The organism is Chromatiales bacterium 21-64-14, assembly GCA_002255365.1.
Taxonomy (GTDB): Bacteria; Pseudomonadota; Gammaproteobacteria; order 21-64-14; family 21-64-14; genus 21-64-14.
Window position 1 is genome coordinate 1 of sequence record NCBI01000012.1, and the last position, 14,608, is coordinate 14,608.

General features: G+C 61.5%; 17 protein-coding genes. 11 read left to right on the forward strand and 6 right to left on the reverse strand.

Features of this window, described 5'->3' with window-relative positions; genetic code table 11:
* A partial coding sequence (locus tag B7Z66_07600; GenBank protein OYV76644.1) for a DUF768 domain-containing protein occupies positions 1-104 on the reverse strand: 104 nt, incomplete at its 3' end.
* A 419-nt stretch (positions 105-523) separates the two neighbouring features.
* Between B7Z66_07600 and B7Z66_07605 the strand changes: the two genes are divergently transcribed.
* On the forward strand, positions 524-850 hold the full coding sequence (locus B7Z66_07605) for an anti-sigma factor (GenBank protein OYV76645.1): 327 nt from the start codon (positions 524-526) through the stop codon (positions 848-850).
* 777 nt (positions 851-1,627) lie between these two features.
* Here B7Z66_07605 and B7Z66_07610 read toward each other — a convergent pair.
* The 3 genes from B7Z66_07610 to B7Z66_07620 form a co-directional block, all read right to left on the reverse strand.
* Complete coding sequence (locus B7Z66_07610; protein OYV76646.1) at positions 1,628-2,122, reverse strand: hypothetical protein; 495 nt, start codon at positions 2,120-2,122, stop codon at positions 1,628-1,630.
* 90 nt (positions 2,123-2,212) lie between these two features.
* A complete protein-coding gene (locus B7Z66_07615) occupies positions 2,213-2,722 on the reverse strand; it encodes an adenosylcobalamin biosynthesis, GlcG-related protein (GenBank protein OYV76647.1) in 510 nt (169 codons plus the stop codon).
* 411 nt (positions 2,723-3,133) lie between these two features.
* Positions 3,134-3,511: a peroxiredoxin gene (locus B7Z66_07620; GenBank protein OYV76648.1), complete on the reverse strand. Its 378-nt coding sequence runs from the start codon at positions 3,509-3,511 to the stop codon at positions 3,134-3,136.
* Positions 3,512-4,209: 698 nt separating this feature from the next.
* On the opposite strand from B7Z66_07620, the gene B7Z66_07625 reads away from it, so the two are divergent.
* The 6 genes from B7Z66_07625 (at position 4,210) to B7Z66_07650 (ending at position 9,521) form a co-directional block, all read left to right on the forward strand.
* Positions 4,210-5,148, forward strand: a complete 939-nt coding sequence (locus B7Z66_07625; protein ID OYV76695.1) for a multidrug ABC transporter ATP-binding protein — start codon at positions 4,210-4,212, stop codon at positions 5,146-5,148.
* Positions 5,145-5,906 carry a sugar ABC transporter permease gene (locus B7Z66_07630; protein ID OYV76649.1) on the forward strand — a complete coding sequence of 254 codons (762 nt, stop codon included), beginning with the start codon at positions 5,145-5,147 and terminating at the stop codon, positions 5,904-5,906. The genes B7Z66_07625 and B7Z66_07630 overlap by 4 nt, the downstream gene beginning before the upstream one ends.
* Positions 5,907-6,072: 166 nt before the next feature.
* The gene (locus tag B7Z66_07635) at positions 6,073-6,876 is read left to right on the forward strand and encodes a hypothetical protein (GenBank protein OYV76650.1); all 804 of its coding nucleotides are present in this window, start codon (positions 6,073-6,075) and stop codon (positions 6,874-6,876) included.
* Between the two features lie 178 nt (positions 6,877-7,054).
* A complete protein-coding gene (locus B7Z66_07640) occupies positions 7,055-7,387 on the forward strand; it encodes a peptidase M4 (protein OYV76651.1) in 333 nt (110 codons plus the stop codon).
* Positions 7,388-7,533: 146 nt separating this feature from the next.
* A complete protein-coding gene (locus B7Z66_07645) occupies positions 7,534-8,196 on the forward strand; it encodes a DNA-binding response regulator (protein OYV76652.1) in 663 nt (220 codons plus the stop codon).
* Complete coding sequence (locus B7Z66_07650; GenBank protein ID OYV76653.1) at positions 8,193-9,521, forward strand: hypothetical protein; 1,329 nt, start codon at positions 8,193-8,195, stop codon at positions 9,519-9,521. The genes B7Z66_07645 and B7Z66_07650 overlap by 4 nt, the downstream gene beginning before the upstream one ends.
* Before the next feature lie 57 nt (positions 9,522-9,578).
* Here B7Z66_07650 and B7Z66_07655 read toward each other — a convergent pair whose 3' ends face one another.
* Complete coding sequence (locus B7Z66_07655; protein OYV76696.1) at positions 9,579-10,214, reverse strand: hypothetical protein; 636 nt, start codon at positions 10,212-10,214, stop codon at positions 9,579-9,581.
* Between the two features lie 65 nt (positions 10,215-10,279).
* Positions 10,280-11,104, reverse strand: coding sequence for a hypothetical protein (locus B7Z66_07660; GenBank protein ID OYV76654.1), 825 nt, complete (start codon positions 11,102-11,104; stop codon positions 10,280-10,282).
* A 284-nt stretch (positions 11,105-11,388) separates the two neighbouring features.
* On the opposite strand from B7Z66_07660, the gene B7Z66_07665 reads away from it, so the two are divergent.
* The 4 genes from B7Z66_07665 (at position 11,389) to B7Z66_07680 (ending at position 14,438) form a co-directional block, all read left to right on the forward strand.
* Entirely contained in the window at positions 11,389-12,180 is a 792-nt protein-coding gene (locus B7Z66_07665; GenBank protein ID OYV76655.1) for a hypothetical protein, read from the forward strand.
* A gap of 158 nt (positions 12,181-12,338) precedes the next feature.
* A complete protein-coding gene (locus B7Z66_07670; protein OYV76656.1) occupies positions 12,339-12,911 on the forward strand; it encodes a hypothetical protein in 573 nt (190 codons plus the stop codon).
* Between the two features lie 180 nt (positions 12,912-13,091).
* Complete coding sequence (locus B7Z66_07675) at positions 13,092-13,643, forward strand: 3-methyladenine DNA glycosylase (GenBank protein ID OYV76697.1); 552 nt, start codon at positions 13,092-13,094, stop codon at positions 13,641-13,643.
* Positions 13,644-13,682: 39 nt separating this feature from the next.
* A complete protein-coding gene (locus B7Z66_07680) occupies positions 13,683-14,438 on the forward strand; it encodes a chromosome partitioning protein ParA (GenBank protein ID OYV76657.1) in 756 nt (251 codons plus the stop codon).
* The last annotated feature ends 170 nt before the right edge of the window (positions 14,439-14,608 follow it).

The following is a 14,608-nucleotide window of genomic DNA, read 5'->3' on the forward strand; positions in this document are numbered from 1 at the left end:
AGCCGCCCTGCCCGCGCTTCGTGGCTCTCGATGTCGGGATTGGCGCCGGGAGGAATGTTTTCCTCGATCCAGGTCTCAGCCCACCTCAGGAATCGCTTGCTCATGACTGCCCACCCATCTCCCGCGTCGTTTTCGGGACCGATTTTCCGGGACACTGTGACCCACCCGATATTTCGGCCCGAGTAAATAAAAGCTTACTGCATAGCATTAACTGCCTCAATAGTCGGTCGGTAAAGAATGGGGTCCTTCTGGGTTCCTTCGAATCGTAAAGATCAAATGACTTGTGTGCGTGGCTAAATCACTTTACGAGGTATGGTCTTTGTGGGCACTATTCGGAAAACAAGGGAAAGTGCGGCTGTGTTATTCCTAAACCAAACGCATAACGAATCGGGCAAAGGGACGCGCCGCCATTTGGCGGTTTTGAAGCCCGGGTTTTTTTATCAAGGTTCGGCGGATTCGTTTGGCCTTCGTTAGCGGCGCGCCCCTTACCGTAACGTTATGTTGCATCAGTCAAAGGAGAGCGATGGTGATTAACCTTGAAGGTGTAGTTTCGGCGAATTGGCGCGACGTTCCCGCGAAGGAAATATTTCCAGGGATTCGTATGCGTATCCTCTGGCAGGGTACGAACGGCTCGAAGGCCAAAATTCTCGAAATCGACCCTGGCGCAAAATTCACGATCCTCGATACGCACTCTCCCGGCCCTGAAGAAGTCTTCGTGGTATCTGGTGTGTTTAACGATGGTGTCGACGATTATCCGGCTGGTACTTTCATTCACAATCCCGCTGGTTCAGCGCACGTTCCTCAGTCAAAGCAAGGCTGCGTAATCTTCGTGTTCTTTCCTGAGGGTTGAGTCCATGAAACATAACCCTGCGCTCAAGCGGGAGTGCGCAAAAGCGCGCCGCCCCTTAACTTCGCGTTAAGTTTTAGGAGAGAAAATCCCATGCCTATTGACCCGTCTTCATTCGACCAGAACGAAGCGTGGATTCTATTCCGCTTAAACGGTGCACCTATTCGTACAGAAGCAGACGGAGATTTCAATGCTATGGCAATCATGGAGGTGACTTCGGGGATGATCTTCGGCATGGAATTGGTCCCGATTGCGCACAAAGAAATCTCAGAACTCCAAGCACGGAAACTCCTAAATTCTTCAGCCAATCAGGCGGGTGGCCGGCCGGTGTCTCTTTTTATTGCTACTGAAGAACAAGCGGCTCAAATTTCCACAGCCGCGGAAACAATGAAAATTGAAGTAAAGCGCGTCGCTGCAAGTGATTTTTCAGAAATTACGAAGGAGGCAAGAGATGGCTTCGCCAATCATGTTTCCTGTGGCAGCGCGCCATGAAATCTAACAAGGCGCCGAACCCCACGCAGAACTGGGACGCCGTTCTGTACCCTACGCGCCTGCGGCGCTCCGGCGCGGGTAACCTTCGGCGTTGGGAAACCAGAAGGTGGGGACCGTCCACCAGTGGGCTTAGTGCGGCACGCGGCAGGTCCGTGCCCGCAACACCGGTTTGAGCTGCCGGTGTCGGAAGGGCATGAGGATCAATGGGCCAGAGTAATTGAACGATCATGCATCCAAGTACTCCGGCCCGTTGTTTTCCCCAGTGACATTACGAAGTTTTCGCGATACTCAGGGCTTCAGATAATTGTAGCCGTGATCCTGAAGTTGCATGATGCGCACGAGGCCGCCCGGGACTACGACCGCGGAAGGCAATAGCGGCGGAAGGTGGCCGGTTTTCTTCTCGATGCTCAGCATTGTGGCGTGACATGCGTCGAACTCGACCCCGGCTGCTGAAAGGCCAGCAACCCGCTGCGCGTCCGGGCTGTTCTTGAACAGCATCTTGAGCCCCGGTCCGTAGGCTACAACGACTACCTGAATCTTGTCTTGTCCAAAATATTTGATCACGTTATGAACGTTGTTCAATACCAGGCCCCAGCGTCCGGGGTCGCCCTGGCTTACTTGAATTACCAGATGCTGCTTGGCGAATGGGATCTCCTTGACGACCTGGGCCTTGTTGAAATCGTAGTTCTTGAATAGCGACCAATCTTCGGCCCGGGCTGTTTGCAGCCACGTCAATGCTACCAAGGATATAATTGCAGGTAACGCGATGCGGATCGCTTTCATTTGTTGTCCTCCATGGGTGATATTATTGGTGATATTACTGTTGGGTATCACTCGGCTCGGCTTTATCAAAGATCTACCCAGAAAACGGGCTTACTGCATCTCAAGCGCCTGATGCACGGTCTTAAGCCCGGCAGCCGCACAGTCTTCGTCGGTTTGCGCGCTCGGGGTGCCGCTGACGCCTATCGCCCCGTAGAAAACGCCACCGGCTTCTATGGGTATAGACCCTCCCACGAACAGCAGGTGCGCGCCTGCGTAGCTCAAGGGTGCGTGACGGGTCTCCTTCTGCATTACCGTGCCTTTGGCGTTAAACATCGCACTGGTATAGGCCTTGTCGTAACTGATTGCCAACGACAACGGCGCCGCAATTGTATCCCGCAGGACAACTTGGGTTATGCCGTTGCGATCAACTACCGTTGCTGTTACTTGGAAGCCTTTATGCCGGCATGCGGAGATCGCGCCGCGCGCCATCTTCAGGGCTGTGCCTAGCGTAAGGCGCGCAACCGTGACCGTGAGCGGCTTATCTGCCCGAGTGGTACCCGGGGCCAGCGATATTGCCGAAGCCGCGAGTATCGCGATGCGTACCTTTGCGCTATTCTTCAATGGCCTCTCCTGACAGGCACGGATCTTTCGTGCGCGGTACGCACAGCGAGAGTTGTTCAACGTCAGTGTGTGTTCCGCGCGCTGGCGTCTTGCGGAAAGACGCCGCAGCCGGATAAATATTCCGTGCAACACGCGGGAGCCGACCGTTACGCTGTACCACGACGGCGCCTACTTGCCCTGGTCCGCCGGTACCCTCCGCGGTGCCCATCGCCTTACGGGGCGGGAACAGTCGGCGCGCGGCTACTCGGCCACGTTGACCGGTAGGTTTATGCAGGTGCTTGGGGCACCAGCGGGCATATCCAGGCCGGGGCGCATGGGGATATGGCGTACCAACGATAGTCCCAGCCCCTGCGTTGTAATGAGGGTGGCACTATAACTTATGGTCCCGAGCCTCATTGTTCCACTGCTGCGCTACCAAGTGAGCACCCGTCCCGCCGCGCCCAGGCTCGGTAGTGCCTGGGTGGGCGTGAGCAACGGCATGGGCTGGGCGAGATCCTCCGGTGTCATCCCGTTGAGATCGAGGGACTGAGCGCAGCCAATGAGTTGCACGCCGTTGTCGACGGCGAGCTTCATGAAGTCCGCAACGCTCTTGCCGCCTTCGAGCGGGAAGATACGCTCGGCTACGCCGGACTTGAGCAGTTTAGTCGCGGGGCCGGTAAAATAGAGGATCACGTTCTGTTCCCCGGCCGCGGCTGCGGCGGCGAGGAAGAACGCAGAAGGAAGCCGCATGGGGTTTTCCGGTCCTGTGATGAGAATGATTACCAAATCTGGGGTTTCTTCCGAGGGCATGAGCGTGCCTCCTGTAGGCTGCGGGTTGTGAGATAGCCAGCACTCCGTGAGTGGTGGCTACACTAGAACCTATCTCAAATGCATCTTGGTCGCCCTACGGCGTTGCGGACCCTGCTGCGGTGCTCATTACTGGGTGTAAACTGCGTTCCTCGCAGGGCCCGCGCCTTGCCTGAACGCCCGATCTGCGATTTTGAGATAGGTTCTAATAATAGATCCATCGTCGCGAGATTGGTGCCATGGCGATCAACGCGATCCGACGCGTAGCGCGACATGGCTAAAATGTCAGGCTGTTCGCCAGCGTATAGATCCCCATGATCACACCCCCTATGCTTTTAAGTCCCCAGCGGTTTCCGGGAAACATGCGAGGTCCGGCCTATGCTTGGCGAACAAGGCGCCAGCGTAGCTAAACGACCACGCTTTCAGGAACTTCATACCCATGATTCCTCTGCAAGGTCGGGGCGACAAGCACATGGCTCGCACAACCAACGCCGGCTTCACCCGAGCCTTGACCCGATGGCGCCCAATCGGTTTTACTTCAATGCGTTGCGCTAGACTAACGCAGCCTGACGATAGTAGGAAGAGATTCCGTTTATCGCGTCGGGCGGTACTGTTCAAACAGGCAGGTCCGGCTCTCGATAAAGGGGCGTGATGAATCAAGGTGGCGTGTTCTCTGTCGCTGTGCGTAGGATGTGGTGCTGATGGCGAAGTCCACGGAAGCGATCGTGTCCGTCGTCAACCTGTCCAAGACCTACGCCAATGGTTATCAGGCGCTGAAGAATGTCAGCCTGGAAATCGAGCGCGGTGAGATTTTGGCCCTGCTAGGTCCGAATGGCGCCGGCAAGACCACCTTGATCTCAATTATCTGCGGAATTGTAAGCGCAAGCGGCGGCACAGTAACGGTGGGTGGGCATGACATTGTCACAGGTTATCGAATAACACGTAGCATGATCGGCTTGGTGCCCCAGGAACTGACGCTGGGCGCCTTCGATTCGGTCTGGAACACCTTGTGTTTCAGTCGCGGCTTGTTCGGTAAGAAGCCGGACCACGCGTACATCGAGCGTCTGCTGAAAGAGCTTTCGTTGTGGGATAAAAAAGACAGCGCACTCATGACGTTGTCGGGCGGCATGAAGCGTCGGGTTTTGATTGGTAAGGCGTTGTCGCACGAACCCACCGTGCTGTTTTTGGATGAGCCCACGGCTGGCGTGGATGTGGAGCTGCGCAAGGACATGTGGGCGTTGGTGCGCCGGCTACGCACTGCCGGCGTCACTATCATCCTGACCACGCATTATATTGAAGAGGCCGAGGCGATTGCCGATCGCGTAGGGGTGATCAACCACGGCGAGCTGTTGCTGGTGGATGGCAAGCTGGCATTGATGCACAAGCTCGGAAAACGCCAGATGATAATCGAACTCGATGAGCCGCTAAGCGCTGTCCCAAGCACCTTGTCAGGTTGGCCGTTGGAACTGTCAGCCGACGGAAGTCAGTTGGTCTACACCTATGACCCGCATAAGGAACATACCGGTATCAGCGGATTGCTACAGGCGATGAACGCGGCTCGTTTGCCGCTCAAGGACCTGCGAACCACCCAGAGTTCCCTGGAAGAGATATTCGTCAGCTTGGTAAAAGGCAAGCCATGAACACCTATGCCGTTAGAGTCATCTACAAACACGAAATGTTGCGCGCGTGGGAAACCCTCCTGCAGAGCTTTGCGTCCCCGGTTTTGTCGACGTCGCTCTACTTCGTGGTGTTCGGTTCAGCGATCGGGTCGCGCATCGAACAGGTAGAGGGCGTGCCGTTCGGTTTGTTCATCGTTCCGGGCCTGATGATGCTCGCGCTGCTGACCCAAAGTATTGCAAACGCATCGTTCGGTATTTTTTTCCCGAAATTTACCGGTGCCATTTACGAGGTCATGTCGGCGCCGGTTTCATTCTTTGAAATACTGCTCGGCTATGTGGGGGCTGCAGCCACCAAGTCGCTCATCATAGGCTTGATTATTCTCGTAACCGCGAGTTTTTTCGTGCCTTTGCGGATCGCACACCCAGTCTGGATGGCGGCGTTTCTGATATTGACCTGCGTCTCATTCAGCCTGTTCGGTTTTATCATAGGGCTCTGGGCGAGCGACTTTGAAAAGCTGCAGCTGATTCCACTGCTGGTAATTACCCCGTTGGTGTTTCTCGGGGGCAGTTTTTACTCGGTCAGCATGCTTCCGCCCGCGTGGCGGACCGTCACGTTGTTTAATCCGGTGGTATATCTTATCAGTGGGTTTCGTTGGAGCTTCTTCGAGGTATCCGATGTAAGTGTCGCCCTGAGCCTGTCCGTGGTAATGGCGTTTCTCGTGCTGTGTCTGGTGACGGTATGGTGGATGTTTAAGACCGGCTATCGCCTGAAGCAGTAGGGCGTCCGCCGTGGGGTTTTCCGTTGGACGCGTGCTGTTGGGCTATGCTGGGCCAGGTGCGGACCATTTTCCTGTGGGACCCGTGTTACCGTAGAATAACGAGCGAAGTTGATCACCTCTCCGGGGCGCTGGCACCTCGGGCGGCGCCGGGGGTACGCGTACGACGATGAACTGGATCAGCACAGCGCTTGCGGTTTTTTCCGGAGTTCTCGCGTTCGCGATCGCAGCGGTGCTGGTCCGCGACCGCAAGCAGAAGCGCGGCGCATATGCGCTGGTGTTGCTGATTTCGTTTGTGGGTTTGCAGGGCTTGTCCAGGGAATATGTATTCCCCAAGCTGAATGTCTGGGCCAACGTCCGCGAGGCCGAATCGCTGCCGCAACTCGCGGTGCTGAGGCGGTCTGACCCACAGACTTACGCGAGCGTGCTGACCTTTGTCAGAGGCGCCCTCGACCGGTCGGTGGACGATCAGGCGATCCTGGAGTTGGTGAGTAACCACCTAGCCGGGCTTGCCCAACAGCGGCTACCGAATGCGTCCAACGCAGCAGCGGTTGCCTACCTCAAGGTCGTGCTGGCCGAAATGCACGCGCTCAGCGCCTCCGGGGGCGCGGATTGTTACCGGGTTCTCGATCCGGATCTGTCCAGACCGCTCAATGGCCAGGAGCTTTTCCCCAGGAGACTTCGGGAGCGGGCTCTGATGGCGCTGACCGAGATCATCGCGACTGCAGCGGAACACCCGCAACCCATACCCGGCGAATCCGAGGTGATGCCCGCATTGGGGCCAATCTATGGGCAGTTGCGGCAAGAAACGGGGGCCGACCCGCGGGCTCTCCTATATCCGGGTGCGGCGGCAATCGACGACGTGAAGGCCTGTTCAATGGATGCGCGCCTGTTCGCAAAGATTCTGAAGCTTCCTGCCAGCGACGGGGGAAGAGTCATTCGCTTTCTGTGGTCCCGGGTACCCGGCTCGTGAAGACACGTCTCGATTAGGCAATAGGGCTCCGTACGGGGCCCTGCGGGCCGCTGGCCCGGGTCGAGGTGTGGCTGGTAGGCCGTTAAGGCTGGCTTAATTCCCGCCCCTTATCCTGTGTCTCGACGGTCGGATGGGTATCCGGCCGGACTTGGGAACAACAGATCCGGAGGGATAGAAAATGACTGATACGACTCGACGTGGAAACGGCAAGCGCCTGGTGGTGGCCGGTTTGATGGGCACGGCACTGGCGTTTGGAAGCGCGTGGGCGCTAGCCTCGGCCGGGGAGCATTCGCACGAGGGCGCGCAGATCACGAAGGAACAGGCCCGCGACATCGCGCTCAAGGCCTATCCTGGCAAGGTCACCGATGCCGAGCTGGAGAGTGAGAAGGGCGGCAGCGGTCTGCGCTATTCTTTTGATATCCAGCACAATGGGGTGACCCATGAGGTCGGGGTCGATGCGCGCACCGGCCGGGTGTTGGAGAACAGCGCGGAGGGTCCGAACCCGGATTGATCCGCGCGGCCGCGACCGCTGGTCGTGGCCGCTTATCCGGCGGCATTGGGTGGCGGCACGGCCGGAGGACGCGGTGGCTCAGCTTCGCTGCCGGCGCGCGTGGAAGCCGGCGGCTCTTAAGTTTCGGCAAGGTTGGGGGACACCCGGTGCGGGTATTGGTCGTCGAGGACGACGCGATGATCGGCGCGGCCGTGCAGCTCGGCCTGCAGGGCGAGGGCTATGCGGCCGATTGGGTCCGGGACGGGCTGGCCGCCGGGCGGGCGCTGCAGGATGTCGGCTATGATCTGGTGGTGCTGGATCTAGGGTTGCCGCGCAAGGACGGGCTCGAACTGCTGGCCGAGTTGCGCAAGCGCCAGGATCGGGCACCGGTCCTGGTGATCACCGCGCGCGACGCGGTCGCCGACCGGGTGCGCGGGCTGGATGCAGGCGCCGACGACTATCTGGTCAAACCCTTTGACCTGGATGAACTCAGCGCCCGGGTGCGGGCGCTGCTGCGGCGCAAGGACGGGCGGGCGAGCCCGCAACTGGAAATTGGAGACCTGCGCCTCGACCCGGCGGCGCACGAGGTGTGGTTGCGGAAAGATCTGGTGGCGCTCTCGGCCCGTGAGTTCGCGCTGTTGCGGATCCTCATGGAACGCCCGGGACGGCCGCTGTCGCGCGCCGAGCTCGAGGACCGCCTCTACGGATGGGGGCAGGAAGTGGAGAGCAACGCCGTCGAGGTCCACATACACGCCCTGCGCCGCAAACTCGGCGCGGAGTGGATCCGTAACCTGCGCGGGGTGGGTTGGCTGGTTCCGGATCACCCGTGAGGTCGATTCGCAGCCGCCTGCTGTTCGCCTTGCTCGCGGCTTTGACGCTGGCGTTGCTCGCCGGCGCCTATGCCACCTACCGGGTGGCGCGCAGCGAAGCCGATGAGCGTTTCGATTCCCAACTGCGCCAACTCGCGATCTCCTTGCGCGACGGCGACTTCCGGGGCGCTCCAAACATCGATACGGACGACGAGCGCGAGGACACCGATATCGTGGTGCAGGTGTTCACGGTGGACGGGCGGCGCCTCTATTCTTCTGCGCCCGCGAGCGCGCTTGCACCGCCGCCGCGCATGGGATATTCCAGCATACGTTCCGGAGCGGCGACATGGCGGGTCTATGCGACCACGAACCGCGGGCACGTCATCGAGGTGGCGCAGTCGCTGGATGAGCGCGAGGAGACCGCGGCACACGCGGCGTTGCGCGTGGTGTCGCCGTTCTTCGTATTGTTGCCGGTGATGGGGCTGCTGGTGTGGGGGCTGGTCGGGCGCGGCCTTGCGCCGCTCGCCGGGCTGGCCGATTCGGTAGGCAGGCGCGACGCCGGGGATCTGCATCCGCTAGGCGAGGACGGCGTGCCCCTCGAGGCCCTGCCGCTGGTGCGCGCGCTGAACGGTCTGCTTGCGCGGCTGGGCGCAGCGCTCGGCGCGCAGCGCGCGTTTGTTGCGGACGCCGCCCACGAACTGCGCACGCCGCTTGCGGCGATTACCTTGCAGGCACAACTTGCCGGGCGCGCGCCGGGCGCGCGCGAACGCGCCGCAGCGCTTGCTGATCTGGATGCCGGATTGCGCCGCGCCAAGCGCGTGGTTGAGCAACTCCTGACCTTGGCGCGCAGCGAACCGGGGGAGACCGGACACCCGTTTCAGCCGGTGGCGCTGGCCGCGCTGGTCCGCAGCGTTGCAGCCCGTCACTTGGCACTGGCGGAGTCCAAGGGCGTGGATCTCGGAGTAGCCGCGGAGCAGCCCGGAGTGCGCGTCTCCGGTGACGCGCCGGCCCTGGATACCCTGCTCTCCAATCTGATCGAGAACGCGGTGCGCTACACCCCGCCCGGGGGCCAGGTGGATCTTGCCAGTGGTGCCGGCCCGGAAGGTCCCTGGCTAACGGTCTCGGACACGGGGCCGGGCATCCCCACCGCGGATCGCGCCCGGGTGTTTGAACGTTTCTACCGGAGTCGCGACGCTGCGGGTCCGGGCGCCGGGCTGGGGCTCGCGATCGTACGCGCAGTGGCCGGGCGGCACGGCGCCGAGGTGCGGCTGGAGGATGCGCCCGCCGGCGGCCTTACGGTGCGGGTCGTATGGAGCGGACGCCCGCCGCCGCCGGCCGCTGAGTGAAGCGGCTCGAGGGCTACAGGGCCATGCCGCCGTGCCCGCCCCGCGCGTCCCCGGCACTCAGGCCACGGGTCCGTAGGGGGTCAAGTGCAGCATCGTGAAATGGCCATGTGCATTCTTCCAGTCCAGCGGAATCGGGGGCCCGGCCTGAGTGGTGCTGGAACCGAACATCGCCTCGCGGTACTCGAAGCCTTCCGGCAGCGTTACGCGGGCAGGATGGGCGATCCCTGACACCGGATTGCGGATCGGCTCACCGCTGGCTTTGACGATGCCCGCTACCGCAAAGCGTCCGGTGCAGTTGGCCAGATCGCATTCAAACTCGATCGGCGCGAAGCGTGGATCGTGGATGGTGTCGATCATGGACGCGAATACATTGAACATCGTTGCGCCGGGTTCGGTTTCCTTGCCCGAAAGGATAGTGAGTAACGCCTCGCGCTGACGTGAGTCGGCGCGCTCGTCCACGATGGGGAGGCACTCCCCGCGACCCTCGTGTATGGGTCCGGGCCAGGCCAGCAGGCTGACCCAGCGCAGCCCGTCCAGGCGCACGTCGCCGAAGTGGCCTTTTTCGATCTGCATCGCCACCGCCGCGCGGCAATCCCCATGGGTAGGCAGTGCGTTGAACTGACAGGGACAACCCCAGTCGCAGTTGCAGGTCGAGATCTCCGGTCCTTCGATGCTCCAATCCACGTATTTCATGGTCATTCCCCTTATGCGTTCCCTATGAAGTGCATCGTGCGGTCAGGTGCTCATCCCGGATCCGTTCACGCATCCATCGATACCGGAGCCAGAAGCACCCAGCCACCCCACCCGATCAGCAATGCACCGGAAATCCGTGCCGTCCAGCGGCCCGGAACGAGCTTCTCGGCCAGCACGAAAATGGATAGGAGTGCGGCCCATAACAGGTTCATCACTCCCCCCACGAACAGCAGTCCCATCAGCGCCCAGCAGCAGCCGACGCAGTAGGCCCCATGCGTCAGACCCATGCGCCACGCCCCGCGCGGTCCGGGGCGCCAGCGGGTCAGCACGAAGGTCAACGGCGTTTGGCATGCGTGCAGGCACCGTGTCTTGAGTGGTGTCCACTGGTAGGCGCCGGCGGCCGCGAGCACCAATCCGCCCAGGGCGGCTTGCGGGATGGCGCCCATCGGTGCAAGCAACCGGGTGGATTCCAGGCGCCACTCCAATAAGGTTGCGACCAGCGAGAATCCGCTCCAGACCAGGATGTAGCCGGATGCGAACAGCAACACCCGGAGGTAGTGGCCCGGCCGGCCGCGCTGCCGGCGGCTGACCGCGAGGAACAGCAGCAGCATCGGTATGGCCCCAGGCAGCATCATCGCGACCATCATCGCTGCCCACATGATGAACACAAGCAATGCGTGTTGGATGTCCCAGTGGGCCATGGCACCGGCCGGGTGGGACGCGTGTCGCGCCAAATCGCCCATGGCCGGCATTGCGCCGGTCAGGTGAATCAGGTACAGCCACGTAAAGCCCGCGATGGTGAGTGCGACGGCCAAGACGGTGGCGCGTTCGGCCGTGGGCACCCAAGGTACCCTGCCATTGCCCACGACCGCTGCGTCGCTCTTCCCCATACGGTTCCTCCCGCGGCCAGCAGAGAAATGGCGGTCTTCTTAAGTGGACCGGTGGGGCCGCTCCCCAAGCATAGGCCTCGCCCGTCCCGAGGACAACGGATGTGGCTGCGACGCCGGCCCTATCGGCGCGGCCCATGGGTTGCGGGGATGTAGCGGCCCCTGCCGGCGCGCCCGGCGGCGACCTAAGACGATGAATTCGGATATGATAAGGGCCGCCCCATACGACCGGCGTTTAGCGTGCCCGCGACTCGGCGGGAGCCCCTCGATATGCGGCAGCCGGTCGCGTGGACGATCTGGGAGGGCACTGCTTGGAACGGGGATATCAGACCGGATTTTCCAGTAAGAGCGCTGCCATGTTCGATGTGGACGGCCGCCAGCACAAGGCGCGGACCATGGTGGCAGTGCTGGAGGATTATTTCGACGGTCCCGTTAACCAGCGCTCGGTGCTCAATGTGGGCGGCTCGGCGGGCATCATCGATGATTATTTATCCCGGCACTTCAAATCGGTGGTGGGGATCGATATCGACGCGGATGCCATCGAGCACGCGCAGCGCAGTTTCTCCAATCCGAATCTTACCTTCGAGGCCGGAGACGCGATGAACCTCCGTTTCGCGGAGGGAACCTTCGATGTGGTGATTTCATCCCAGGTCTACGAGCACGTTCCAGATGCAGGGAAGATGATGGAGGAGATATACCGGGTACTGAAACCCGGCGGGGTTTGCTATTTCGCCGCCAGCAACCGGCTCAGATGGAACGAACCCCATTACGATCTTCCCTTGCTCTCGGTGATTCCCCGTCCGCTCGCGCACCTCTATATGAGGCTGGCCCGCAAGGGCGATTTCTACTACGAGAAACACCTGAGCTACTGGGGCCTCAAGCGTCTGATTCGAAGATATTCCCTGTTGGATTACACCCGCGCGGTCATTGAGCGTCCGGAGCGTTTTGCGACCGACTACATGATACGGCCGGGCAGCGCCAAGGCGCGGCTGGCGGCGTTCGTCGCGAAGTATTTTCTCTGGGCAGCGCCAGGGTATATCTGGGTTCTGCGCAAGCCTGATCCCGCCTCGCCGCGGTAGTTTCGGTACATTTGCGCGGGACATGGCCACCCCGGTGCGGATGGTTGGCCGGCCACGCTTGGCCAATCCCAGCGGTGGAGGCAGTGGCAAACTTTATTCGGTTCGGCGATCGGCGGATCAATTTTCGTTCCCAGTGTGAGCTGCAAACAGGAGAGTGTATGTCCAGCGAGGGTTTTCATGTCCATGGGGCCCACGAGCACGCGGTCGAACATTTGGCCCAACATGAGGGCCCCGGGTTGGCGCAGTACGTGGCGATCTTCACCGCTATCCTCGCCACCATCGGAGCGATTGTAAGCTACCACGTCAGTGCGACCCAGAATGAGACGATGCTCCTGAAAAACGAGGCGGTACTGGAGGCGACCAAGGCGTCGGATCAATGGAATTTCTATCAGGCCAAGAGCACGAAGGCGCACCTGATGGAGCTGGCGGCGGACATGTCGACGGCGGACCGGAAGGCGCATTACCTCAGTCTTGCCGCCAAGTACGAGGGACAGAAGCAGGCGATCCGGCAGCAGGCCGAGGCGCTGGAGGCGAAGTCGATCATGACCGATGCGCGCAGCCAGCATCTGATGCGCCCGCTGCACCTGTCCGAGCAGTCGATCGGCCTGATTCAGATCGCGATCTCCCTGGCGTCCATTACCGTGCTGACCCGCAAGCGCTGGCTGTTCGCGGTGGCAGGTGCTGCGGCTGTTTTGGGCGCCGGTCTGGCGGCCATGGCATGGATGGCGTAGGTCCCCAGGGGCTCGGGCCGCGCCGGATCGATACACCGTTCTGGCGCCGAAGTGGGGGTAGCGCGCCGTGGATGATTCTCCAAATTCGACCCTGGTGGTTGGGTTCCGGAGTGGATGCTCGGTAGCGGCGATGCGCGCACGGCGGGCTTGCGCATCGGATGCACTTTATTGGATCTGCGCATGCGCATGCTGAAACGCTCATTCTACGATCGGGATACGCGGGTGGTCGCCACGGAACTGCTCGGGAAGTACCTGGTCCGCGTGGCTGGTGGCGTGGAGCGCATCGGGCGTATCGTGGAGGTGGAGGCCTACCTGGGGCCACACGACCGTGCCGCCCACTCCTCGCGGGGGCGCACGGAGCGCACCAAGGTGATGTTCGGCCCGCCGGGGCACGCCTACGTCTATATGATCTACGGAATGTACTATTGCATGAACGTGGTGACCGAGCACACGGGCCATGCCGCGGCGGTATTGCTTCGCGCCCTGGAACCGGTACGGAATATCGAGGCGCGCACGCAAGGCCCGGGACTGCTGTGCAAGGCCATGGGCATCGACAAACGGCTCAACGCCCATGATCTGGTCAGCGACGCGTTGTATATCGCCGCGCCGGCACGGGCCAAGCCGGTGACCATCGTCAAACGCCCGCGCATCGGGGTGGACTATGCTGGATATTGGGCGCGGCGGCACTTGCGGTTCTACGTCAAGGGCAGCCCGTTCATCTCGCGCCCGTAAGCGCAGGCGCCGGATCCGGTGACAACGGCAGGAGGTCCAATGAACAAGCGCGCGGCAGAGAATCTTCGGACGCTGGCCATAGACGTGGGTGGTTCGGGGTTGAAGGCGGCGATCCTGGACGGGCGCGGGACCATGTGCGGTGAACGGGTACGGGTTCCCACCCCGCGGCCGGCAACCCCCGAGGCGGTGATCGGAGCGATCCTCGCGCTGGTGGCGCCACTGCGTCCGTTCGACCGGGTCTCGGTAGGTTTCCCCGGGGTGGTGGTGGAGGATGTGGTCCGCACGGCGCCCAATCTGGATGGGGACTGGGCAGGGGTGGCGCTGGCGGCGGAGTTGGGCCGGGCCCTGGGGGTACCGGTGCATGCCGCCAACGATGCCGATGTCCAGGGTTATGGCGCCATCAAGGGGCGCGGCGTGGAGCTGGTGCTTACCCTGGGTACCGGCCTGGGCGCGTCCTTGTTCATGGACGGGCGCCTGGTACCGAACTTGGAATTGGGCCATCACCGGTTCCGCAAGGGCGAGACCTACGAGGAACAGTTGGGCAAGGCGGCCCGGAAAGACATCGGGGACCCGAAGTGGAATAAACGCCTCGCCAAGGCGATCCGGCGCTTGCGCAAACTGTTCAACTTCCGCCGGCTCTACATCGGCGGCGGAAATGTGAAACACGTCACGATCCAGATCGACGATGACGTGCGGCTGGTGCGCAATACGCTCGGCATCACCGGTGGCATTGCGCTTTGGGAGCCGCGCCGGCGGCCCCCGCGCCTCGCGAGTGTGACGGTGGGCGACCCATAAATATGACGGATACCGACGCCTCGGGCTACCCGCGGCCCCGGTTTCCAGGAAACCTATTCGGCCGGACGCGGTCCGAGTCCTTGGGCCGGCCGTACGGGGTCGCATAATCCCGTGCCCTACGCCTAACTTGACTGGAATCTGAATGCCGCCTACCCCGGCTCTACCATCGG